General features: G+C 69.9%; 26 protein-coding genes. 19 read left to right on the top strand and 7 right to left on the bottom strand.

Features of this window, described 5'->3' with window-relative positions; translation table 11 throughout:
• The first annotated feature begins 16 nt into the window (after nt 1-16).
• The 17 genes from K8F61_RS17135 (at nt 17) to K8F61_RS17055 (ending at nt 13,436) form a co-directional block, all read left to right on the top strand.
• Entirely contained in the window at nt 17-340 is a 324-nt protein-coding gene (locus K8F61_RS17135; RefSeq protein WP_231820044.1) for a hypothetical protein, read from the top strand.
• 16 nt (nt 341-356) lie between these two features.
• Nucleotides 357-905 carry a hypothetical protein gene (locus K8F61_RS17130; RefSeq protein ID WP_231820043.1) on the top strand — a complete coding sequence of 183 codons (549 nt, stop codon included), beginning with the start codon at nt 357-359 and terminating at the stop codon, nt 903-905.
• Nucleotides 902-1,243, top strand: a complete 342-nt coding sequence (locus K8F61_RS17125) for a head-tail adaptor protein (protein WP_231820041.1) — start codon at nt 902-904, stop codon at nt 1,241-1,243. The genes K8F61_RS17130 and K8F61_RS17125 overlap by 4 nt, the downstream gene beginning before the upstream one ends.
• Nucleotides 1,243-1,497: a hypothetical protein gene (locus K8F61_RS17120; protein ID WP_231820039.1), complete on the top strand. Its 255-nt coding sequence runs from the start codon at nt 1,243-1,245 to the stop codon at nt 1,495-1,497. Before K8F61_RS17125 ends, K8F61_RS17120 begins: the two co-directional genes overlap by 1 nt.
• Nucleotides 1,498-1,499: 2 nt before the next feature.
• Complete coding sequence (locus K8F61_RS17115; RefSeq protein ID WP_231820037.1) at nt 1,500-1,895, top strand: hypothetical protein; 396 nt, start codon at nt 1,500-1,502, stop codon at nt 1,893-1,895.
• 61 nt (nt 1,896-1,956) lie between these two features.
• The gene (locus tag K8F61_RS17110; RefSeq protein WP_231820035.1) at nt 1,957-2,553 is read left to right on the top strand and encodes a phage tail tube protein; all 597 of its coding nucleotides are present in this window, start codon (nt 1,957-1,959) and stop codon (nt 2,551-2,553) included.
• Between the two features lie 94 nt (nt 2,554-2,647).
• Nucleotides 2,648-2,947, top strand: coding sequence for a hypothetical protein (locus tag K8F61_RS17105; RefSeq protein ID WP_231820033.1), 300 nt, complete (start codon nt 2,648-2,650; stop codon nt 2,945-2,947).
• Nucleotides 2,893-3,315, top strand: coding sequence for a hypothetical protein (locus K8F61_RS17100; RefSeq protein WP_231820031.1), 423 nt, complete (start codon nt 2,893-2,895; stop codon nt 3,313-3,315). The genes K8F61_RS17105 and K8F61_RS17100 overlap by 55 nt, the downstream gene beginning before the upstream one ends.
• 3 nt (nt 3,316-3,318) lie before the next feature.
• Nucleotides 3,319-5,613 carry a phage tail tape measure protein gene (locus K8F61_RS17095; protein ID WP_231820029.1) on the top strand — a complete coding sequence of 765 codons (2,295 nt, stop codon included), beginning with the start codon at nt 3,319-3,321 and terminating at the stop codon, nt 5,611-5,613.
• Nucleotides 5,610-6,383 carry a phage tail domain-containing protein gene (locus tag K8F61_RS17090; protein WP_231820027.1) on the top strand — a complete coding sequence of 258 codons (774 nt, stop codon included), beginning with the start codon at nt 5,610-5,612 and terminating at the stop codon, nt 6,381-6,383. The genes K8F61_RS17095 and K8F61_RS17090 overlap by 4 nt, the downstream gene beginning before the upstream one ends.
• 1 nt (nt 6,384) lies before the next feature.
• Nucleotides 6,385-9,021, top strand: coding sequence for a phage tail protein (locus K8F61_RS17085; RefSeq protein WP_231820025.1), 2,637 nt, complete (start codon nt 6,385-6,387; stop codon nt 9,019-9,021).
• A gap of 12 nt (nt 9,022-9,033) precedes the next feature.
• A complete protein-coding gene (locus K8F61_RS17080; RefSeq protein WP_231820023.1) occupies nt 9,034-9,207 on the top strand; it encodes a hypothetical protein in 174 nt (57 codons plus the stop codon).
• On the top strand, nt 9,204-9,680 hold the full coding sequence (locus K8F61_RS17075) for a hypothetical protein (RefSeq protein WP_231820021.1): 477 nt from the start codon (nt 9,204-9,206) through the stop codon (nt 9,678-9,680). Before K8F61_RS17080 ends, K8F61_RS17075 begins: the two co-directional genes overlap by 4 nt.
• An 8-nt stretch (nt 9,681-9,688) precedes the next feature.
• Nucleotides 9,689-11,782: a glycosyl hydrolase family 18 protein gene (locus K8F61_RS17070; protein WP_231820020.1), complete on the top strand. Its 2,094-nt coding sequence runs from the start codon at nt 9,689-9,691 to the stop codon at nt 11,780-11,782.
• Nucleotides 11,783-11,794: 12 nt separating this feature from the next.
• Nucleotides 11,795-12,622, top strand: a complete 828-nt coding sequence (locus K8F61_RS17065; RefSeq protein WP_231820018.1) for a M23 family metallopeptidase — start codon at nt 11,795-11,797, stop codon at nt 12,620-12,622.
• A complete protein-coding gene (locus K8F61_RS17060; RefSeq protein ID WP_231820016.1) occupies nt 12,619-13,101 on the top strand; it encodes a DUF2746 domain-containing protein in 483 nt (160 codons plus the stop codon). Before K8F61_RS17065 ends, K8F61_RS17060 begins: the two co-directional genes overlap by 4 nt.
• Nucleotides 13,101-13,436, top strand: a complete 336-nt coding sequence (locus tag K8F61_RS17055; protein ID WP_231820014.1) for a hypothetical protein — start codon at nt 13,101-13,103, stop codon at nt 13,434-13,436. The genes K8F61_RS17060 and K8F61_RS17055 overlap by 1 nt, the downstream gene beginning before the upstream one ends.
• 76 nt (nt 13,437-13,512) lie before the next feature.
• Here K8F61_RS17055 and K8F61_RS17050 read toward each other — a convergent pair whose 3' ends face one another.
• From K8F61_RS17050 to K8F61_RS17035, 4 genes are all read right to left on the bottom strand, one after another.
• Nucleotides 13,513-13,887: a hypothetical protein gene (locus K8F61_RS17050; RefSeq protein WP_231820012.1), complete on the bottom strand. Its 375-nt coding sequence runs from the start codon at nt 13,885-13,887 to the stop codon at nt 13,513-13,515.
• Nucleotides 13,888-13,908: 21 nt separating this feature from the next.
• Complete coding sequence (locus K8F61_RS17045) at nt 13,909-14,856, bottom strand: hypothetical protein (protein ID WP_231820011.1); 948 nt, start codon at nt 14,854-14,856, stop codon at nt 13,909-13,911.
• 803 nt (nt 14,857-15,659) lie between these two features.
• The gene (locus tag K8F61_RS17040) at nt 15,660-16,094 is read right to left on the bottom strand and encodes a helix-turn-helix transcriptional regulator (protein WP_231820010.1); all 435 of its coding nucleotides are present in this window, start codon (nt 16,092-16,094) and stop codon (nt 15,660-15,662) included.
• A 66-nt stretch (nt 16,095-16,160) separates the two neighbouring features.
• Nucleotides 16,161-16,364 carry a hypothetical protein gene (locus K8F61_RS17035; protein WP_231820009.1) on the bottom strand — a complete coding sequence of 68 codons (204 nt, stop codon included), beginning with the start codon at nt 16,362-16,364 and terminating at the stop codon, nt 16,161-16,163.
• A gap of 94 nt (nt 16,365-16,458) precedes the next feature.
• Here K8F61_RS17035 and K8F61_RS17030 point away from each other — a divergent pair, with 94 nt between their 5' ends.
• Together K8F61_RS17030 and K8F61_RS17025 are read left to right on the top strand one after the other, a co-directional pair.
• Nucleotides 16,459-16,944 carry a YajQ family cyclic di-GMP-binding protein gene (locus K8F61_RS17030; RefSeq protein ID WP_231820008.1) on the top strand — a complete coding sequence of 162 codons (486 nt, stop codon included), beginning with the start codon at nt 16,459-16,461 and terminating at the stop codon, nt 16,942-16,944.
• A 495-nt stretch (nt 16,945-17,439) separates the two neighbouring features.
• Nucleotides 17,440-18,093, top strand: a complete 654-nt coding sequence (locus K8F61_RS17025; RefSeq protein WP_231820007.1) for a GntR family transcriptional regulator — start codon at nt 17,440-17,442, stop codon at nt 18,091-18,093.
• A 15-nt stretch (nt 18,094-18,108) separates the two neighbouring features.
• On the opposite strand, the gene K8F61_RS17020 is transcribed toward K8F61_RS17025, so the two are convergent.
• From K8F61_RS17020 to K8F61_RS17010, 3 genes are all read right to left on the bottom strand, one after another.
• Nucleotides 18,109-19,119 (bottom strand): alpha/beta hydrolase, encoded by a 1,011-nt coding sequence (locus tag K8F61_RS17020; RefSeq protein WP_067249298.1) that lies wholly within the window; start codon nt 19,117-19,119, stop codon nt 18,109-18,111.
• A 323-nt stretch (nt 19,120-19,442) separates the two neighbouring features.
• A complete protein-coding gene (locus K8F61_RS17015; RefSeq protein ID WP_231820006.1) occupies nt 19,443-20,669 on the bottom strand; it encodes a Dyp-type peroxidase in 1,227 nt (408 codons plus the stop codon).
• Complete coding sequence (locus K8F61_RS17010) at nt 20,666-21,259, bottom strand: copper chaperone PCu(A)C (RefSeq protein ID WP_231820005.1); 594 nt, start codon at nt 21,257-21,259, stop codon at nt 20,666-20,668. Before K8F61_RS17010 ends, K8F61_RS17015 begins: the two co-directional genes overlap by 4 nt.
• Nucleotides 21,260-21,361 lie beyond the last annotated feature (102 nt).

Genomic DNA, 21,361 nt, shown 5'->3' with positions numbered 1-21,361 from the left:
CGAAAGGAACAGCGCCGTGGCACTCAAGGAGTACACCGTCGACATCGGCGGGATCGAGCACACCCTGCAGCTCGACGACAAGGACGCCGAGCGCATGAAGCGCTCGCACAAGGTGACCGAGGTCAAGAAGAAGACCGCCCCGAAGGGGCAGACCAAGGCCGCGCCCAAGACGGCCGACAAGGCCGCGCCGAAGCCGAACGACAAGGCCGCGCCGAAGCCGAACGACAAGGCCGGGCCGAAGCCAGCAGACAAGGCGGCCCCGGCCGCTGAGACGAAGACCGGCGACGAGCCCGCCGAAGACGCCACCGGCACCGCCGACGGCGAAGAGACCGACTGGTAACCCGGAGGAGGCCGCCATGCCCGAACAGCTCGACAGCTTCGCCACTGCGACCGACATGTCGGACCGCACGCAGGGGCAGGTCACGGCGGCCTCCCACCCATTCCTGGAGCGGGAGCTGGAAGCCGCCACCCAGGACATCCGCGACTTCTGCGGATGGCACATCGCCCCCGCCCGGCAGGTCGAGTACCGCAGGACGGGACGGCTGCCGGATGACGTCTGGCTCCCGGCGATGGAGGTCCAGTCCATCGACTCCGTCACCATCGACGGCACCGCCTGGACCGACGTGGCAGTACAGCGGGTCGAGTTCGACCGCGACACCGGCTGGACAAACCTCACGGGGCGATCCGTCATCGTGAAGTACACGGCGGGCTTCAAGAAAACGCCGCCGAACCTGCTCACCGCCACGCTGGAGATGGCCGCCGCGGCACTCGGCACGTCGATGGGCTGGACGCGGGAGCAGGCCGCCGGGGTGTCGGTCGACTACGGCCGCGCAGGTGGCGGCATCGACCCGGACTCTCCGGGCGGCCGACGCCTCGCCGCGTACCGCATCGGGCGGCTGCCGTGATCTCCGGCGTCGTCGCCCGCCACAGCATCACCATCGTGCGCGCCCCGCTCGTCGAGGACGGCCGCGGGAACGAAGCCCGCGACTGGGAACATGCCGCCGAAAGCGCGTCGGCGGGGTGGGCCATCGACGTCGGGGCCTCGGGCGAGGACACCGTGAACCGCGACGGCTCGTCCGTCGCGTACACGCTACGCGGCCCCTTCGCGGCAGACGTCCAGGCCACCGACCGTGTGCGCCTGTTCGGAGACCTGTACGACGTCGACGGAGGCGTGCTTCGCCAGCCCGGGCCTTCGCCGGTCACCAGCCACACGATCATCCGTCTAATCCGCTGGGAGGGGTAATGGCGACCAAGGGACTGCGAGTGAAGATCCACAGCCCGGCCGTCGTCGCGCTGATGCAGTCACAAGAGGTGGCGGACGACCTAACCGCCCGGGGCACGCGGATCGCGGAGGCCGCGGGCGGCGAGGGCTTCGAGGTGCGAACGACCCAGAACCGGGACCGCGCCGTCGTGTTCGTCACCACGGTCACCCACGAGGCCCGCAAAGCCGAGGCCGAGGACCGCGCGCTCACACGCGCCGTCGGCGCAGGGAGGTGAGCATGGCGGAGGTATTGATCCCCGCCGACGACGAGGTCGCGGTCGTCCGCGAGCTGTCGGCGCGTATGACGGCCCAGATCGGCACGAGGGTACCGTCGCGCCGCCCGGCGGAGTTTGGGCGCGTAGTGAGCGCGGGAGGCACCGCACGCGACCTCGTTACGGACTCCTTCACCCTCGCGCTGGAGGGCTTCGCGACCACCGAGACGAGGGCACGCCGCCTGTGCGCCGAGATGATCGCTCACCTGCAGGCGGCAGGCCGGGCCGGATCGGTCGGCGGTGTCACCTGCTACGGCGTCCGAGCACCCTCCCTGCCCGCGAACCTCCCGATGCCGTCCGTCCCGGACCGCTTCAGGTTCACGGCCACCGTCTCCGTCGACCTCCGCAGGGTCGGCGAGTAGTTCCCCGCCGCGCTCGGCCGCACGGCCGCGCGCCCATCCCACGCCTGAAAGGGGCACACGCATGAGCGTGAACAGCAAGAACGTATTCATCGGCGCGCCCGACCAGGAGACCACGGGCGCGATCCTGACCGGCCCGGAGACCGACGTCATCCCGGAGACGATCGACGACTTCGCACTCGACGGCCTGACCGACTCCGGCTACGTGAACGAGGACGGCGTCACGATCACCCCGTCGGAGACCACGGAGACCATCAAGGACTGGGCGCTCAACGTCATCCGTCGCATCCTGACGGAATTCGACGGCACCGTCGCCTGGACGCACCTGGAGCTGTCCGTCGGCGCGCTGAAGAACTACATGGGCGACGAGAACGTCAAGGTGACCGCCGCCGATGCGACTAAGGGCACGCGAGTGCGCGCCGCCATCGGGCCGGGCGTCCGCCCGATCAAGGCCTGGTACTTCAAGCTCAAGGACGGCGACCGGCGCGCCCTCGTCTTCGTCCCGCACGGCCAGGTCACCGAGCGCGGGGAGATTCCCCTCACCGCATCGGCCGCTGTCACCCTCCCGGTGACCCTGTCGACCTACCCGGACAAGCACGGGCAGAGCATCTACATCTACACGGACGACGGCGTCGTCAGCGCGGCCAACCCCGCGGGCTGACCGTCGTCCACCAACCAGAGCGCCCGGCCGCGGGGAACCGGCCGGGCGCTCTGCTGTTCCCCTGTTCCCCGCGTGAGAACCAAGGAGGTTCCCCATGGGCTACAAGCTGCCCGACTGGAAGAAGTCGCTCGACCAGAACATGTTCGATTTCGAGACCGACACCGGCGAGAAGTTCCTGCTCCCGAAGGCGGAGTACCTCACCGGCAAGCAGGTCCAGCGATTCGCGGAGGCCAACAGCGTGGAGGGCGGCGTCTACACCGTCCTCGACGAGGTCGCCCCCGGCCTCGGCACGGCGCTGGCCGACGTCCCGGTGAAGTTCGTGAAGGAGTTCATCCAGGAGTGGCAGAAGGACGCCGGGATCACCCTGGGGGAATCTTCGGCCTCGTCGAGCTGATCGGCGAGCACTACGAGGCTATCGAGGCCGACCTGCTGGACCGCGGATGGCGGCTCGCGCGGGTCGGCCTCGACTACTCCTGGCGGGATCTGCTCGTCATGGTGCGCCGGTTCCAGGCGGACCCCTCCACCGCGACATCGCGCGCTATCCACGGTGAACGCTGGTCCGTCACCGACCAGCTCCTCGCCGCGCTCGTCGACCTGCTCCAGGTCGGCAACTGGCAGCGGGCCGGGAAGAAGTCCGCCCCGAGGCCCAAGCCGATCCCACGGCCCTGGGAACGCCCGAAGGGCCGAAAGCTGGGCGCAAAGCCCATCCCCATCAGCCAGTTCAACGCCTGGTGGGACTCGAAACGCAGGAAGCGGGGGTGAGCTATGTCCAGTCCCGGTGTTGAGCTCGTCACCGCGTGGGTCCGCCTCGTCCCCACGATGGAGGGGGCAACCGAGAACGTCGTGAAGGCGCTCGCGCCCGGGACGAAGGCGGCCGAGGCCGAGGGCGAGAAGGCCGGGAAGGGGTGGTCCTCCAAGGCCAAGGCCGCGATGGCTGTGGGCGGCGCGGCCGCCGTCGCCGGAACCGTCGCCGCGTTCAAGGGCCTCTACGACATCGGATCCACGTTCGATGACGTGACCGACACGATCCGTGTCGGCACCGGCGCGCAGGGCGCGGCGCTCGACGGGCTGGTCGAGACGGCCAAGCAGGTCGGCCTGAAGGTGCCCGCGGAGTTCGGGAAGATCGGCCCGACCGTCGCGGACCTCAACACCCGCCTGGGGCTCAGCGGGAAGACCCTCGAAACGGTCGCGTCGCAGTACCTCGAAGCAGGCCGGATCCTCGGCCAGGACGTCGACATCAACGCGACCTCCGCCGCGTTCTCCGCCTTCCGCATCGAGGGCGACGCCGTCGTCGGGGCCATGGACGACCTGTTCCGGGTCTCGCAGGCCACCGGCGTCGGCATGAACGACCTGGCCTCCGGCGTCCAGGCGAACGCGCCCGCCCTGCAGAACCTCGGCTTCGGGTTCCAGGACAGCATCGCCCTGCTCGGGTCGCTCGACAAGGCGGGCCTCAACTCGACGCAGGTCATGGCGTCGCTCTCCAAGGGCCTCGTGACCCTCGCGAAGGAGGGCGAGCAGCCGCAGGAAGCGTTCCGGCGGGTGTCGTCCGAGATCCAGGGCTTCATCGACGAGGGCAACACGGCGGCAGCGCTCGACCTCGCCTCCAAGGTGTTCGGCACCCGCGGCGCGTCCCAGTTCGTCGGGGCGCTGCAGTCCGGCGTGCTGAACATGAACGACCTGATGGCCGCGACCGGCGCGACCGGGGACACGATCCTCGGCGTCGGCGAGGAGACCATGGACTTCGCCGAGCGCTGGCAGATGACCATGAACACGGCGATGACCGCGCTCGAACCGCTGGCGACGGCCGTCTTCACCGCGCTCGGTGACGGGCTCACCGCCGCCATGCCGATGCTGCAGGCGCTGGGTGCCTGGGTGGGCGAGAACGTCGGCGTCATCGGCGTCATCGCAGCCGTCATCGGCGGCACGCTCGTGGCCGCGTTCGTCGCCTGGACGGCGTCGATCTGGGCATCCACGGTGGCGCTGCTGGCGAACCCGATTACCTGGGTCGTCCTGCTGATCGCCGGTCTCATCGCCGCCATCGTCGCCCTCGTCCTGAACTGGGACCACGTCGTGAAGTGGATCACCGACGTGTGGAACGGCTTCGTGGCGTGGCTCGGCGACGTCTGGAACGGATTCGTCACCTGGATCACCGACGTTTGGAAGGGCTTCCTCTCCTGGCTCAGCGGCGTGATGAGCGGATTTGTCACCTGGTGGAACGGCCTCTGGACCGGCATCGGCGACTTCCTCCGCGGCCTGTGGGACGGGATCGTCGCGTTCTTCCAGGCGGCACTCGACTGGATCGTGAACCTGTTCCTGAACTGGACGGTCTACGGCCTCATCATGCAGCACTGGGACGCCATCGCCGGGTTCTTCCAGGACATCTGGAACGGGATCACCCGCTTCATCGGCGACGCGATCCAGAACGTCGCAAACGTCATCGGCTCGGTGACCCAAGGCATCGCGAACATCTGGAACGGCATCTGGTCCGGCATCGGTCAGTTCTTCTCCGACGTCTGGAACGGGATCCTGAACGCCGTCTGGACCTTCGGCGGCGTCTTCAACGACGTCTTCGGCGGGATCGCGGGGTTCGTCTCGGGCGCGTTCTCCAGCGTCGTCGACACCGTCGCGGGCGCGGTGAACGGGATCATCGGCCTCGTGAACGGGGCCATCGACGGTCTCAACTCCATCAGCGTCGACATCCCCGACTGGGTGCCGCTCATCGGCGGCCAGCATTGGGGCCTGTCCATCCCTAGCATCCCCTATCTGGCGAAGGGTGCCACCATCCTTCCCCGGCCCGGCGGCACGGTCGCCGTGCTCGCGGAGGCCGGGCGGCCCGAGTCTGTGGTCGACACCGGCCTCATGAACCGGGCGCTGGAGGAGGGAATCGCGGGGAACGGCCAGTCCGCCGCGACTGTGCAGGGGCCGCTTGTGCACGTTGACCAGCTCATCGTGGACAGCGACCGGCGCGTCGATGAGGTGGCCCAGGAGCTCTACGAGCGGGCCGAGCGCGCGAAGCGCGCCGGAGGCCGCGTGAACCTCGGAGGGGCGGTGACGGAGTGAGCTTCACCTTCGGCACGTTCAACTCGGACTCGCTGGGTCTGATCGCGACCCTCCGGGACCTTCCGTCGCTCGGGGGCCTCCGGCTCGAAACGCTGGAGGCCCCGGGGACGGACGGCCTGTTCTTCGGCGGCGCGACGGTGTCTTCCGCACGGTACGTGTTCGACGTGGTCATCCAGGGCACCACGCCTCAGGACGCCCACGGCAAACGGGACGCCCTGATCCTCGCGCTCGACCCGAAGCGGGGAGAACGCGACCTCACATTCGATGCCGCCTCGGGGTGGCGGTGGACGGCGATCCCGTCTGCTCCGGTCGAGTGGGAGCGCCTCACCTGGTCGCCCCGGCTGTACCAGCTCCGCGGCGACGTCACCTTCGAGGCGCTCAGCGGGTACGGCCGCCTCGTCGACGACGAGGCGTGGGAGTACAGCAGCGCGGGATCTCGAACGGTGAGCCGCCAGAAGGGCAACACCGTCTCGTACCCGACCGTGGAGATCCAGGGCACCCTGTCGGCAACGCAGACGGTGACGGTGACGGTCGGGAACGTCCCGGTGCGGGTGTCCGGCCCGCTCACGGCAGCGCAGGTTCTCCGTCTCGACTGGGACCGCTTCGACTTCGGGCGGTGGCAGGGGGCGACGAAGGTCGCCTCGGTCGTGCGGTCCATGTCGACCCTCGACAGGCCGGAGATGTGGCCGAACACGACGACGACATTCGCGGTCGCGACGACCGGAACGGTGACGAAAGCGCGCCTGCGCGCCAACTCTCGGAGGCAGTGACATGGGATGGAACGACCGGCTGTCGTGGAGCGGCGAGACGCCGCTGACCTACCCGGGCCTGAACCCGGTCGCGGCGCAGCGGTTCGACGGCGGTAACCTCGCCGCCGGAACGTTCCCGGACGCCGTGAACCCCGCCCGATCCTGGTCCGTGACCTACGAGTCCGGGAGCGGGTACGGGGTTCCGGCTGGCGACTGGGGTACCCAGCTCGCGCTGAACGTCGCCGACCCGGAGACGGAGCAGGGGCGGCTGCGGCTGCCGCACTTCGCGGGCCTTTGGCCGTCGTCCGGCCGCCTACTGATCGGGCTGCGAGTTCGCCAGGGGTACGCGATGGCGTACTGCCCGCTGATGTCGACCCGCGGCGGCTCGTCGCCGGTCGTGTACCTGTCGACGTACCAGGGCGGCTCGGTCCGCCAGCAGGTCTATGACGGATCCGGCGACCTGGTCCTCGACGAGTACGACACCCCCGCGTGGGCGGGCACGACCGGCTGGCAGTGGATCGGGCAGCTCGTCGACCTCGACGCCCGCACCTCGCAGCTCGCCGTCGTCCGCCACGAGACGGGCGAGCTGTTCGTCGGCCCGGCCCTGTCTCTGTCCGGGGCCGTGAACGCTGCGTCGACCGCTGACCTGGACGTGCTCTCCCTGCAGACCGCGGGGTACTGGACCGGCGGACACGTCGACGAGGTGTTCGTGGCGCACCCGACGGCGGCCTTCGACTTCGCCGCGTTCGCCCGTCGGATCGCACACGCATCGTGGGCTCGCGGCGCGTCGGCCGCGGCCGCGGGCAAGCTGACGGTGTCCGATGCCGCCGTCACCGCGACAGCGGCGCACACGCTCGCCACGGGCGCGGAGCCCGTGAGCTGGACGGCGGCACCCGCACCGACCATCCAGGCCACGCCGCACTGGTCAGCGGACGGCGGCGCGACATGGTCGACGGGCGCGCTCCCGGCGCAGTTCACCGGTCTCCTGCGGTGGGAGGTTCCGCTCGCCGCCGGGGCGAGGTTCACCGGCATCGATCTCCTCCCGCCCGAGCCGACCCTCGCGCCCATCCCGAACCAGACCGTGAACCAGCAGGAGACGCTCACGATCCCGCTCGACGCGACCTGGGCCGGGGCAGACCCCGAATGGACCGTCGCGGCCGTCGGCGTCACCGCCACCATCACCGGGACGACGCTCACCATCGCCGCCGGTTGGGCGTCCGGTGACGTTCCCGTAACCGTCACCCTCCGAGACGAGTGGGGGCGCAGCGTCTCGCGTACCTTCACCGTCACAGTGGCCCCGCTCCCGTGGACCCCGCCGCCGATCCCCCAGTACCCGCGTGCGCCCATCATCGTCCACGACGGGGCAGGCGACACGGCAATCATCGACCCCCGTTCCGCCGTCGTCATCGACGAGGTGAACGGGGAGCAGGCCCTCGAATTCTCCCTCCCCGCGGCGCACCGAGCCACAGGCTCGATCCTGCCCGAACGGGTCGTCGAGCTCGCGGGCGAGAAGTACCGCGTGCGGCGGATCACCACCAGCCGACAGGGGCGGGTGCCTGTGGTCAACGTCCGCTGCGAGGCGGAGTTCTACGACCTCGCCTACGCAGGGCAGATCGATGGTCACGACTACCTGCAGACCCCGGCGGGCAGGGCCATGCAGGACGCCCTCAGGGACACCGGCTGGCGGGTCGGGGCCGTCACGGTCACCACCCGGCGCACGTACGCGGTCGAGGACACCAACCCGCTGGAAATGCTGCGGACGATCCAGAAGCACCACGGCGGAGACCTCGTGTTCGACAGCACCGCCCGCACGGTATCGCTCGTGACACAGGCCGGTCGTGACCGCGGCGTCGCGTTCCTGTACGGTCGCGGACTCACAGAGTCCAAGCGGGTCGTCGACACGACGTCGCTCGTCACGCGGATCTACGCCCGCAACGCCGACGGGCAGACCATCGCCGCGGTCAACAACGGCAAGCCCTACGTCGAGGACTTCACCTGGACGTCTGAGGTGCGCGAGGCGACGTACGACTTCGCCGCGGGCACCTCACCATGGACGATGCTCGCGATGACGCAGGCGACGCTCGCCAAGCGGTGCAAGCCGTCGGTGTCCTACGAGTTCACCGTCGCCGACCTCTCGTACAAGTCCGGCCAGGCCGTCGACCGGTTCGCCGTCGGAGACCTCGTCACGGTCGTTGACGACGAGCTCGGCATCCGGGAGGCGCAGCGGATCGTGCGGGTGGAGCACGACGTGGTCCGGCCGTGGGCGTCGAAGATCACCCTCTCGGCGAAGCTCCGCGAGCTCGGCGGGGCCACGGACGGTGACGACGGCGGCCTCAACACCGGGTCACCGTTCGCTGCGTTCGACCTCGTGCCGTTCAACCTGCTCCGCAACGGGCGCTTCGACAACGCGCTGTCTCACTGGGCATCGTCAGGCGTCTCGCTGGTCCCCGGACGCGGGACCGGCGACAACGCCGTGCGGTTCGCGGGGGCCGGCCTGCGCTGGATCGAGCAGACCGTACACCCGGACAACCGGGACGTGTACGCGCTATCGCTGCGCGCCGACGCCGTCTCCGGCGGGTCCGTCCCGCCGCTGAAGGCGCTCGTGACGGTCGAGTACGAGGACGGGACCAGCGAGACGATCCCGGTCGAGCTGGCCTGAGAGGAGCCGCCAATGCGAGGCACATTCCGCGTGAAGGGGCGGGTCGCCCGGATGACGCTCCGCATCGAGGTCGAGGCCCCGTCAGGCGGGGCGGACGTCACCGACGTCATGCTGCAGCCGGGCGGCAACGCCTCCGGATGGCTCCCCCACGTGACCGAGCTCCCCTGGTCGGCGGGTGTGTCGTGAGACTCACCGCGCGCATCCCCGCCGACCAGGGGAAGGTCCGAAGGCTCACCCTGCGCCTGCTCTACGAGGGCACCCCGGATTCTGACGGGATCGACGTCACCGACGTGCAGATTCAGCCGGGCGACCCTTCCGGCGTGACCATCCACCCCTCCGACGTCGTCATCCGGCGAGGCGGCCCGCAGTGGCGTAACGGGGTCGTCACCCGAACGACGGACGAGGTCATCATCCTGTCGAATGCCGACCTCGCCACGCCTACCCGGGTCACCGTCACCCCCGCGCGGCCTGGGGCTGTCCGGGTCGGCCCCTTCCGCTTCGGCCGCCTCATCGGCCCCGCCTACGTCGACGGTGAGACCGGGCGAGCGCCCTTCGGGCACGGCCGAGCACCGCTCATCACCGAACGATCCGACGGCCACGTCGCCGTCACCACCGACCAGCCCGTGCACATGACCGTGGGGTGGTCCGAACGCTCCTAGGAGGCCCCGTGCGTGTATGGGTGTGGGTCGGGCACATGTGGACCGACAGGGTGAGGCTTGCGCTGGAGCACTACGGCGACCGCATCACGGACGTCTCCATCTTCGGCTGGCATGTCGATGCCGCCGGGGAGCTGACCCAGACGTTCAACGCGGACGTACTGCTGCCGTATGCGGAGCGGTGGCCGCACCTTCGCTTCTGGCTCGCGTTCCGCAACGACGGCGACCCGGACATCGCCGCGGCGCTCCTCGCCTCTCCCCAGGCCCGCACACGGCTGCTCGACGACCTCGGCGCGGCGCTCACAGCGCGCCCGTGGCTCGCTGGCATCGACATCGACCTGGAGCGTGTGGGCGGCGCGGAGAACGCCGAGCCCGCGGAGAACCTGTTCCGGCAGATCGCGGCCCTCGCCCACAGCCGCGGGCTCGAATGCTCCGCCGCCCTCCCGCCGCTGACCGCCTCCGGCTCCGTCGGCGGCGAGGACTGGGCGCGGTACTCCGTGCTCGGCGGCATCCTCGACCACGCCGCGATCATGTCCTACGACTTCGCGTGGGCCGGGTCCGCGCCCGGCCCCGTTTCCCCAGGCTTCTGGATGCGCGAGGTCTACAACTGGGCCGTATCGCAGATCCCGCCCAAGAAGCTGATGATGGGTCTCCCGCTGTACTCGTACTTCTGGGCGATCCACAACTACCCCGCCGCGCTCGGGGCCGACTATCGGGGTGAGTCCGGCACCTACTATGCCGCCTGGCAGCACTTCACGGGGTATCGCGCCTGGGATGGCACCGACGCAAACCCGGCCGGATCCGGCACCCACCACAGGATCGGCTGGCTCGCGTTCCGTGACGGTGATTCCCGGTCCGCGTGGGGCCTGCAGGACGTCTACGACTGGCGGTACGCACCCGACTGGGATCAGGGCTCGGCGGCCGGGATCACGGCGGACGAGTGGGAAGGCCGCGCGTACACGGTTCGGTATGGGCTGCCGTCAGGCGATCCGCTCTGGTCCGTCGCTGACAACTCCGCGCCCGGCGCGGGGGCGTCGTACACGCTCACGCCCCGCCGCGTGCGCGCCGCAACCGGAGAGCTCGTCGCCCCGAAGGTCGGCTACACGCTGACCGCCGAGCTGCTCAAGCGCCCGCCGGTCGCGGCGACCATCATCGACGACAACGCGGGCACCCAGCAGCAGCTCGACAACGTCTACGACGTCGCCTCGGGCGCGTGGGAGCGCTGGACGACAGGCAGGTACCACCAGTACCGCGGGGCCGGGCAGCTCAACCTCGCGCATGACTTCGACGGGGCCGTGTACCTGCAGGTGCGCGGGCAGTTCGCGGCCGACGGGTGGGCGGGCGTCACCGTCCGCGGGCTGACCGCTGAGGTGAACCCCGCGGGTGCCGTGCGGCTCCGAAGCGGCTCGACGGTGCTCGCGTCGGGCCGGGTTGCCCCGAGGCCCGTCGGAGCGCCCGCCGGAGACGGGCAGTTCGTCCTGGGGCTGCGGGTCCGTGAGGGCTCCGCGCGGGTGTACTTCGGCCTCTCGGAAGCGCGCGGGCTCCCGCTCGTCCTCACCGCTGCTGCGGCCCCCTCCTCGCCGACGGTGGGGATCGTCGCCGACGCCGCGTTCTGGGTCGACCACGTCTACTGCGGCGACGGCTGGTGGTACCAGCCGCGCGAAGCCGTACAGGTGCAGATCGGCACGGAGACGCGCGCCCTCGGCCGGTTCCCCCGCACAGGCGTCACCTGGGACGGACAGAACCGGTTCCGCCCGAACGCCGACATCGACGAGTGGGAGACCCGCACCGACGGTCCATCGCTCGACTGGACGTACGACCACTGGATAGACGCCCCGCTCTCGACCGACACCCCGGCGACGATCCGCGTCCAGGCGCTCGACCACGACGTCTGGGTCGGCCGTGTGCTCGCCGTCGACCGCGACGGGGCGTCCATCGTCTTCTGGTCCGACGCCGAGACGGTCGTGCACTGGCGTGACCGGGCGCGCCTCGATTGGGGCCTGTCCGGAATCGCGATGTGGACGCTCGGCCAGGAAGACATCCGCACCTGGGAACGCCTCGCCGCGGGCGAGCTCCCGCCCGACACGAAGATCACCAACGGCTGAAAGGACACGGCCATGCCCCGCAGACCCTCCCCCGGAAACCTGAGCGACCCCTACGGGTGGCGCACACACCCGATCTGGGGCGGCCGGCGATTCCACGCCGGGCTCGACATCGGCTGGCTGGAGGGCCGGACGCTGGTCGCCCCCGAGAACGGAGTAGTCGTCGGATACGGATGGCAGGGCGGATGGGGAAAGCGCCTCGACTTCCAGGGTGACTCCGGGGTACTTCACTACCTCGCGCACACCGCTGACATCTTCGTCGCCGTCGGCACCCGGGTCGCCGAGGGAACGCCTATCGCGGAGATGGGCGCGACCGGGGACGTGGACGGCGTGCACCTGCACTGGGAGGTCCGCCCCGGAGGCGGATCGACCATCGACCCCGAACAGTGGCTCCGCGATGCCACACCCACCACGCCATCACCCGCACCTGTACCCGAGGAGGACATCGTCATGAGCATGATCACCACCCGCTGGAACGGCCAGCACATCTTCACCGTCGGCCCCCGCTTCCTGGAGCACGAGACCGACATCGAGCAGGCGCGGCAGGCCGGATGGCTGCTGAACCGCGACAGCCGCATGGGCACCGCCGAGGACGGGTCGAAGACCCTGTTCGTCGAGGTCGGCAATGACGGCCTCAACCGGATCCAGCGCACCTTCGGGATCCCCTGGTACGCGTTCGACCTCGTCATGGCAGGCCGCGCCTTCGACCTCGAAGGGAACTTCGGCCGGGGTCGGATCTGGTCGAAGGAGGACGAGGCCCTCGCCGCCGTCCAGGGCGTCCAGGTTCGCACCGACGGGCTCGCGAAGAGCCTCGATGAGCTCATCGCCAAGGTTGAGCGGTGACCGCCGACGAGCCCACTCACAAGCCCGGCCGGTCGGTTCCCGCCCCGGTGGTTGTCGTGCTCGGTGCGATCGCCACCGGGGCGGCCCTCATCTGGGTGTCGAGTCTCCGTGACGACGTCAGCAGCGGACTGCTCGATGAGCCGACGGCGAATATCCTCGTCGCCCTGCTCGGCACCGTCGGCACGGTTCTCACCATCGTGCTGCAGCGTGCGGGCGAGATCCGCCACCAGGTGAAGAACAGCCACGGCTCGAACCTGCGCGACGACATCGACAAGCTCGACGCGAAGATCGCCGCGGCCACCGAGACCGCCCAGCATGCCGTCCGCGCCGCCCGGAAGGCATCCGACGACACCGTCCAGCTCCGCGAAGACGTCCAGGCCGGACGCCTCGAAACCGGGGAGGTGCGCGCCGACGTGCGCGGCCTCCGCAAGGACATCGGCCGCCTGACCGATGCGATCACCAAGAAGGAGTCCCCCTGATGGACATCACCCTGCCCACGATCCCCGCCGGAGTTCTCGTGCTCCTCGGCCTGCTCGCCCCGCACCTGATCGGCTTCCTCAACGGCATCTTGCCGTTCATCGAGAAGCCGTGGCAGAAGCGGACGCTCGCGGTCGTCGTCTCGGTCGTGCTCGCAGCCGTCGCGCTCGCGTTCTACTACGTGTACACGGGCGACACCGTGCCCGAGTGGCCGCAGCTTGTGCTGCTCACCGTCGTCGTCGTCCAGGCCAGCTACGCGCTCATCACGAAGCCCACGGCCGCCGCCATCGAGCGCCGGTACTCGCCCGGCTCGTCGCTGCGCCGCGCCCTCCGCTAAGACACCAAACGGCCCCCGGGCCGGAGCCTGAACGGTTCCGGCCCGGGGGCCGTTTCGGCGTGATGAAGCTTAGAGCCTACGGTGTGTGCGACGCAGGCTCCGCCTCCTCGGTTGATGCCTCACGACGCTCGAGAAGCTCACCTCGATGCGCCCGTACTGCCGATCCCTTCAACAGCATCGCGCGTACCCTTGCGCCATAGCTCAGCCCATCGAGGGCAGGGTGCCCTCTCCAGACAGCGCCCGCGGCCAGAATGAAACCGAGTACCGCGGTGATGCCGATAGTAAGGACGGGGCCTGCCCCCGCTGCACCGCCGAGAGCGAGAGGAATCACGACGACGAGGAAGATCACCGCGCTGCAGAGCTTGGGCAACCACGCCCCCGTCCGACTGTCGATCCAGCACAGCAGCACACCCCAGCTCACACCGAAAAGCGCCGCAAGTAGGTAGGTCATCGTGGTCCTCCAAACCGGCGATTAGTAGCAGTCGCCGTCCTTGTAGCGCCACACCGACGGAGCCGGGGCGACGACGATGATGACACACTCGCCCGCGCCGTGCGCGATGTTCGCCTGACCAACAAGATACCCGGCAAGTGCCGCGCAGACCCCAGCGAGAACGGGGTTCGCGAAGAGGGCGAGCCCACAAACGCCAGCGTTGCCTCCACCGTTCGCGACGTCGCGGGTCTCAGTCTTGTTGAGCTTCGCGCCGTACGCGGCGTTCCACCACGCCCAGGTGGGATCCGCAACGACCGGATAGGCCGTAGAAGCTGAGGGGGTGACGACCTGGACCAGCTTGTCCCCCCGAACCTCGTAATGGGTCGCGACCTCTGCCCCGTTGGCGTCTCGCGCCCACGCGGCCTCGACAGGGACCACGACGCCGTCGCCGTTCACGAACCCGACATTCCCGTCACCATCCTGGATGGGCGTGAAGCCGTCCATCCCGTACTCGAACTCGTGCTTGCTGTCCGGGGAGGCGAGCACCGTCTGAACTCGGGTGGACCCGTCGGAGAGCGTCTGCACGGCGATAGCGTCATTGACGGCGGCCACGCCCGATCCATCCGAGTAGACGACCGTACCATCAGAGGCCGGAGCACCCCCTCCGGCCGCGAACTGCTGCGGGAGCTCGATGCTCGTGCTGATCGTTTGGCGCGAGTCCTCAACGGCCACCTGAGCCGTCACATCCACCACCCCCGGCGCGGTCAGCGGCACAGCGACCTCGGTGTTGCCAGCCGCGGCGCTGAAGGTCTGCCCCTCAACCTGACCGGCAACAACCGCCGCCGCCGGGGCGACTTCGGCAATGTGGTCCGATACCGCTTCGCTCCTGTAATCAGAGTCAGCGGCATGCGCGGGACCGGCCGCCGTCATCGCGAGAGCGACCGTCAACGCACCCGCGAGGACGGGCAAACTAGAGAGTCGATTCTTCACAGTCTTGAACCTTTCACTCGGCTTGGAGTCTCGCCCTTGACGCTAGGCCCGCCCCGCCGGACCTGTCTGTCCCCTCTTCGGAGGACTGACATATCTGCGCGATCGATGTACGATCTGAAATTTTAAATGTGAGGTATGTCAGCCTCGCTGGCGTCGCAATCTCTACTGTTCTCACCAGACGGCACCGACCCGACTCCCCCTCGGACGATCAGGCATGGGCCCAAGCGCGCCGCTCTCCGCCTGTACCGGGAGAACAGGCTCCTCGTTGTCCCCTTCGAGGCGCGATCCGCTGGGACGGGCTGGGGCCGGTGCCTCACCCCCAGAGTGGGACACCGCCCCCAGGCCGCCACGGCGCTCAGATGAGGGACTACCCCAGATCCCCCGGGGCTGGAACCATGACGGCAGCTGAAGACGGCATCCGGGCGCGGGGCAGCTGCTTCTCCCTGCCGCTAACCGTCTCCTAACCGTCTCCGCCGCACACCATAACCCGCCCGCCCGACCACAGCCAAGCTCTCCCACCGAACGCAGCTGCCCTTACGGGGAAGCACCTATTGTGCGCGTATGCATGGCGCAATATTCTGGTCGGCACCGACGAACCCCAATCGAATTCCCGTCGGATACACGGAGGGTTATCCCCAGCAATCCTCGCGTGAAGTGGCCCCGACAGTACGGCATCCCCAAGCCGGTCGGGGCCACACCCATGAATGTGGTCCCGCCGCTATCGCCAGCGCGTGAGGCGAAGGCCGGAGCGAGGGCGGCATGGCTGCCGCCCTCCTCGGCCGCCCGCGCCTTCGAGGGATCTACTATGCCGCCTTCGCCTCCACCTCGGCCCTGACGAGCGCGTATGAGCGCTCCCCGATCCGGTGCGCGGCGAGCTTCCCCTCGGCGATCATCTGGCGCACCCGCTGCGCGGAGACGTGCAGCAGCTCCGCGGCCTCGGGGACGCCGATGAGCTCCGGGACGTCGGCCGCGCCTTCGCGGAGGTCAGCCTCCGCCTCGGTCATGACGTCGAGCCGGATGACCGTGCTTGCCAGGGCGTGCTCGGCCAGGAGCGCCGCGGTGCGGGCCGCCTGACCGATGCTGTCGGCAGGGAGGGTGATCCGCGCGCTGTGGTGGCCGCGCGGTGTCACGGACAGGCTCGGCGCGTAGTCGGCCAGGTAGTCCATCGCCTGGTCGATCTTCTCGTTCGTGAGGGGGCCGCGCTCCGCGACCTCTACCTCTGCGGTGTAGTGCTCCATGATCCTCCGATCTATGCTCTGGACCTGGGGGACCGGGATACTTGGTCTATCCCGGTCCCCTCTCGGCTACCTCGGGGGCGGCCAGACGAACCCGGCCCGCTTGCACTTCGCAAGCGAGTTCTTCCAGGAGCGCCCGTCGCTCGGGGTGCCACTGAAGGTCGCGATCAGGTTCCCGTCGCTGAACACGACGAGGTGGCCGCGGCGCGTGGTCGTGACCTCGAAGTCCTGCTCAATGAGGGCCTTCGCGATCTTCTTCAGGTCCTTGTGCATCTTGTCTACCTCCTTTCCCTGTAGTAAGTCAAGCATACCGTTCTACTTGCGCTAGCGCAAGCCGAGACGGGGCCGGATCAGGTAGGTTGGCCGTATGGAAAGCTCTTTCGACATCGTTTCCAAGGTGGATCACCAGGAGGCCGACAACGCGCTGAACCAGGCCCGCAAGGAGATCGAGCAGCGCTACGACTTCAAGAACACGGGCGCCTCGATCGCCTGGAGCGGCGAGCAGATCGTCATCACCGCGAACGCCGAGGAGCGCGCCAAGGCCGTGCTCGACGTGTTCCAGTCGAAGCTCATCAAGCGCGGCATCTCGCTGAAGAGCCTCGACTCCGGCGACCCTGTCGCCAGCGGCAAGGAGTACCGCATCGTCTCGTCGCTCAAGGACGGCATCTCCTCGGAGAACGCCAAGAAGATCGGCAAGATCATCCGCGACGAGGGCCCGAAGTCCGTCAAGTCGCAGATCCAGGGCGACGAGCTGCGCGTGCAGTCCAAGAGCCGCGACGACCTCCAGGCGGTGATCGCGCTGCTCAAGGGCGCCGATCTCGACATCGACCTTCAGTTCATCAACTACCGGTAAGCGGCGACGCCGACCGGACGGCGGCGAGCGCTGAGCTTCGATACTGATATACAGGGCCGGATCGCCAAGACTGAAAGGGTCACGCCCTCCCGTGTGACACCGTGCGACGGGGCCGAACCGGTCCGCCGACGATCAGATCGTCGCCGTGGTGGGGAACACGGCGGACGGATGGATCGGCCCCCGTCGCACCCCCTCTCCGTCGGACGTTCCGCGCGTGTCGCGGGTTCCTCACACCCAGACCCCCTCTCGCCACCGAGACCCCCTCCCCCGAGCGCTCGTAGGAGGGGGTCTCGGCGCGGAGAGGGGGTTTCGGCGGCGGGCGACCGGGCTGGGACGAGCCGGGGCGGGGACGCGACGGGGTAGGCCGGGGTGCATCCGGAGCCGCCGACGCGCCGACCGGATAGACGATCGTTTGGATCTGCGAGATATCCGTGATGTGATTGTGCGCCTGAGCACGTGATCGTGGGGACACGTGCGTCTGGGGGTTCAGTATCCATGGAAATCGCAGAACCGAAGACCGCGATGACGCCGATCTCCGTCGGGGTGGAGAAGCAGCTGCTCGCGGAGGAGCTGTTCCAACGCATCGGAGAGACCATCATCGACGGCACCTTGGAGCCCGGTCAGAGGATCCGCGACGCGGACCTCGCCGCGCAGTACAGCGTGTCGCGCATGCCGGTGCGTGAGGCGCTGCAGCGGCTGGAACGGCTCGGACTCGTGGAGATGCGGCCGAGCCGCTTCACCCGGGTCACCGAGGTGAACGACGAGACCGTGGCGCAGTCGCTCGAGTTCGCCGGGTACCAGGCCGGCGTGCTGACGCGGATGGCCGTGCTGCGGATGAGCGATGCGCAGCGCGCGTCTGCCGCGGCCCTCGCCGAGAGCGTCGCCGACGCGCTCGTCGAGCGGTCGGACGTCGTCGCGGCGCGCTGGGCGCTGTTCGGGTATCTCGCCGACCACTGCGGCAACCCGCTGCACACGATGCTCCTGTCGGAGACCGGGATGGTCCTGACGCGCAACCTGCGCGGGTGGTCCCTGGGCGACGACGGGCGTGCACAGGTCGCGGACGGCTACCGGCGCTACGCGGAGGCCATCCGCATCGGGGACGCGGACGGGGCGGAGCAGCAGGCCCGCACCGTCCACCTCGTGGACTGACGGAGTTCGATCGCGTCATCCGGTCCGCGTGGCGACCGCCCAGCCGCGCGACCAGCGGTCGAGCCGCGCATAGGCCTCCTCCCGCGCCTCGTGGCGCGAGAGGAAGACGTCGTGGAGCGCGCCGTCGATCCGCTCGATCGTCACGGACGGCCCCAGCTTGAGCGCGGCACGGGCCACGTCGTCCACGCCGAGCACGCTGTCGGCGCGGGTCAGCTCGTCGGACCACGCCGTGGGCACGGCCGAGCGCTTCGACAGCAGCACGCACACCGGGACCGGGATGTCGATCCCGGCCGCGATCGTCGCGTGACCGGCGAGGATCGCGTTGAGCCATCCGGCGTGCACGGCCATGGTCTGCTCCGGGCGCCACTGCAGATTCACGTCGATCGGGTCCGCGGGGTCCGCGACCTCGTGCTGCGCCCGGGTGTAGAAGCCGAGATCCACCTGCGGCGCCCGCTCGAACGGGCGGTAGCGCGCCTGCCAGCCCACGAGCGGCGCGATCGTCTCGCGCGTGAACCGCGGAAGCTGGAACTCCAGCCAGGGACTGTTCAGGATCACGCCGTCCGCTCGTCCGGGGTTCCGCGCGGCCCAGAGGCTGAGGATCAAGCCGCCGGTGGAATGTCCCAGGAGCACGAGTCGGCGCGGGTGCGCGGGCTCCTCCTCGTCGCGCGCGGCGAGGGCGGCGGCGATGTCGGCGTCGTAGGCGGAGAGATCGGCGATATAGCCGGGCGTCTGGCCGTCGCGGAGGCTGCGGCCGTACTTGCGCAGATCCAGCGCGAAGAAGCGCGCGCCGCGCGCGGTCCAGAACCGGGCCAGCCGCTTCTGGAAGAAGTAGTCGGACCAGCCGTGGACGTACAGCACGTCCGTGTCCGCCAGGGGGCGGCGGTCGCCGAAGAGCCGCTGCCGGATGCTGTGCTCGGGGAACGCGCGCACGAGCGTCGCCACGACGGGGCCCTCCTCGTCCTCGCCGAGCGGCAGCGTGCGCTGCTGGAACTCGTCCCCGAGCACGTCGGTCACCCACTGCGTCACCCGGCCAGGCTACCGCCGGCGACCGCACCCCCGGTCGTTGAGCGAGCGGAGCGAGACGAAACGCCCCCCACCCCCCGCGACACCGGGTCACCACGTTTCGACTCGTCGCTGCGCTCCTCGCTCAGCGACCGAAACCCGAAACCACCCCCGGTCGTTGAGCGAGCGCAGCGAGACGAAACGCCCCACCCCGCGAAACAGGTCACCGCGTTTCGACTCGTCGCCGCGCTCCTCGCTCAACGACCGAAACCCGAAACCACCCCACGGTCGTTGAGCGAGCGGAGCGAGACGAAACGCCCGGCCCCCCACGACGACCGGGGCGTCGCTCACGACAGCAGCGTCTCCCCGATCCAGCCGCCCTCGGCGCACCCCGGAGGGATCGCGAACACCGCGGATCCGATCGGCGTCGTCCACGTGTTGAGCAGGTCCAGCTCGTCCAGACGGCGCTGCAACGGCACGAACTGCGCGTCCACGTCCGCCTGGAACGAGACGAACACCAGCGCCGACTCCGACACCTCCTCCCCCTCGGGATGCACATCGTCGTTGTAGGCGCGTCGGAAGATCCGCTCCCGCGGGTCGTCGCTGCGTGCCCGCCGGACGTGGGAGAACGCCGGGATGACCGGGAACCCCACCGGAGTCAGCGCCTCGAAGTCCGGTTCGTCGTGCTCGCGATTCCCGGTCAGCGGCGCGCCGTCCGACAGGCGCCGGCCCACGGACTGCTCGCGGCCGGCCCGGTCGATCCGGTCCCATCCCTCCAGGTCGAGACGGATCCGGCGGATCACCGCGCCGGTGCCGCCCGCCAGCCAGCCGTCCCGGATCCACACCACGCGCTCGAAGTCCGCGGTGCCCGGCCGGGGGTTGGACGTGCCGTCGACCTGACCGAAGAGGTTGCGCATGGTCGTGCCGGGGGCCTCCGTGCCGTGCGCCCGGCGGAACCCCTGCTGCCGCCACCGGACCCGTGCGAAGCGGCGGGCGTCCTTGAGGAGCATCCGCGCCGCGTGCGCCACGGTGAGCGGATCGTCCGCGGCGATCTGCAGGAGCAGGTCTCCGTCTCCGAGCTCGGGGCGAAGACGGTCCACGCCGAACGCGGGCAGCGGGCGAAGCCACGACGGGGCCTCTCCCCCGGCCCGGGCGACGAAGCCGGGACCGAAGCCGAACGTGATCGTCAGCCGGGCCGGGGACGCCGCCAGTTCGGGCTCGGTGTCCGCCAGCGCGCCGCGGCCGGCCGTGAGCCGGGCCGCGTCATCGCTGAGCGTGCGCATGAGACCGCGCAGCCCCGCCCGGTCGACGCCCTCCCGCAGATCCAGACCGAGGAACACCGCGTGCGCCTGCGCCGGGGTGGCGATCCCGGCCTGATGCTCGCCGTGGAAGGGGACGGTGTCTCCGCCGTGCACCGGTGCCGACTCCGGCTCGGCCGGTCCGGGATGGGGGACGACGAGGCGTTCGACGCCGAGCGCCGCGACCGCGCCGACGCCGGCGGCAGCCCCTCCGAGGAGGAACTGCCGCCGGGTCGACCGGGCGCGGCCCGCGTCCTCCGCGGGCCGCGAGCTCATCGCGCGCTGTTCCCGCCGTGGCCGTCGTGCTCGCCGCCCTCGTAGTTCTCGTTCGCGCCGGCGTAGTCCTTCACCGGGGCCGAGACCGTGAGCGAGGAGCCGTCGTCGAACGTCAGCTCCAGCTCCACCTCCTCGCCCGGGCGCAGCGGAGCCGACAGCTCCATGAGCATGATGTGGTCGCCGCCGGGCTCGAGCAGGTGCGTTCCGCCCGCGGGGATCGTGAAGCCGCCCTCCTTCTCGCGCATGACCATCTGGCCGGACGCGTCGGCGGCGGTCTCGTGAAGCTCGACCATGGACGACACCGGCGTGGTGACCGAGACCAGGGTCGCGTCCGCGGTGCCGGCGTTGCGGATCTCGCCGAAGGCCGCGGACATGCCCTCGTCGGCGGCCTTCACCCAGGCGTCGACGACGGAGACGTCCTCGGCGCTCGCGGTCGCGGCGGAGGAGGCGGCCGGGGTCTCCGGCGCGGCGGCCGCCGGCGCACAGCCCGCGAGGGCGAGCGTGGTCGCCGCGGCGAGGACGGCCAGGCGTCCGGCGCGACGACGCGAGACCGGAGCGATCGAGGAGGCGGGGAACAGGGAACGGGTCATGATGTCTTCTTTCGAGGTCGTCGAGGAGACCGGGCGCGGGCGCGCCGGGTCTGCGACCGGACGCACGGCGTCCACGGTCGATCGGTCGCTACCGGCACGGTG

It is taken from the genome of Microbacterium resistens, assembly GCF_021172025.1.
Lineage (GTDB): Bacteria > Actinomycetota > Actinomycetes > Actinomycetales > Microbacteriaceae > Microbacterium > Microbacterium resistens.
The sequence above is the reverse complement of the archived record's forward strand: the minus strand, read 5'-3'. Positions and strand labels throughout refer to the sequence as shown.

Bases quoted from the DNA above. Each gene is read 5' to 3' on its own strand.
- K8F61_RS17130 (WP_231820043.1), top strand. From the start codon at position 357: ATGCCCGAACAGCTCGACAGCTTCGCCACTGCGACCGACATGTCGGAC.
- K8F61_RS17120 (WP_231820039.1), top strand. From the start codon at position 1,243: ATGGCGACCAAGGGACTGCGAGTGAAGATCCACAGCCCGGCCGTCGTC.
- K8F61_RS17115 (WP_231820037.1), top strand. From the start codon at position 1,500: ATGGCGGAGGTATTGATCCCCGCCGACGACGAGGTCGCGGTCGTCCGC.
- K8F61_RS17110 (WP_231820035.1), top strand. From the start codon at position 1,957: ATGAGCGTGAACAGCAAGAACGTATTCATCGGCGCGCCCGACCAGGAG.
- K8F61_RS17105 (WP_231820033.1), top strand. From the start codon at position 2,648: ATGGGCTACAAGCTGCCCGACTGGAAGAAGTCGCTCGACCAGAACATG.
- K8F61_RS17095 (WP_231820029.1), top strand. From the start codon at position 3,319: ATGTCCAGTCCCGGTGTTGAGCTCGTCACCGCGTGGGTCCGCCTCGTC.
- K8F61_RS17085 (WP_231820025.1), top strand. From the start codon at position 6,385: ATGGGATGGAACGACCGGCTGTCGTGGAGCGGCGAGACGCCGCTGACC.
- K8F61_RS17080 (WP_231820023.1), top strand. From the start codon at position 9,034: ATGCGAGGCACATTCCGCGTGAAGGGGCGGGTCGCCCGGATGACGCTC.
- K8F61_RS17065 (WP_231820018.1), top strand. From the start codon at position 11,795: ATGCCCCGCAGACCCTCCCCCGGAAACCTGAGCGACCCCTACGGGTGG.
- K8F61_RS17055 (WP_231820014.1), top strand. From the start codon at position 13,101: ATGGACATCACCCTGCCCACGATCCCCGCCGGAGTTCTCGTGCTCCTC.
- K8F61_RS17050 (WP_231820012.1), bottom strand. From the start codon at position 13,887: ATGACCTACCTACTTGCGGCGCTTTTCGGTGTGAGCTGGGGTGTGCTG.
- K8F61_RS17040 (WP_231820010.1), bottom strand. From the start codon at position 16,094: ATGGAGCACTACACCGCAGAGGTAGAGGTCGCGGAGCGCGGCCCCCTC.
- K8F61_RS17035 (WP_231820009.1), bottom strand. From the start codon at position 16,364: ATGCACAAGGACCTGAAGAAGATCGCGAAGGCCCTCATTGAGCAGGAC.
- K8F61_RS17030 (WP_231820008.1), top strand. From the start codon at position 16,459: ATGGAAAGCTCTTTCGACATCGTTTCCAAGGTGGATCACCAGGAGGCC.
- K8F61_RS17025 (WP_231820007.1), top strand. From the start codon at position 17,440: ATGGAAATCGCAGAACCGAAGACCGCGATGACGCCGATCTCCGTCGGG.
- K8F61_RS17015 (WP_231820006.1), bottom strand. From the start codon at position 20,669: ATGAGCTCGCGGCCCGCGGAGGACGCGGGCCGCGCCCGGTCGACCCGG.
- K8F61_RS17010 (WP_231820005.1), bottom strand. From the start codon at position 21,259: ATGACCCGTTCCCTGTTCCCCGCCTCCTCGATCGCTCCGGTCTCGCGT.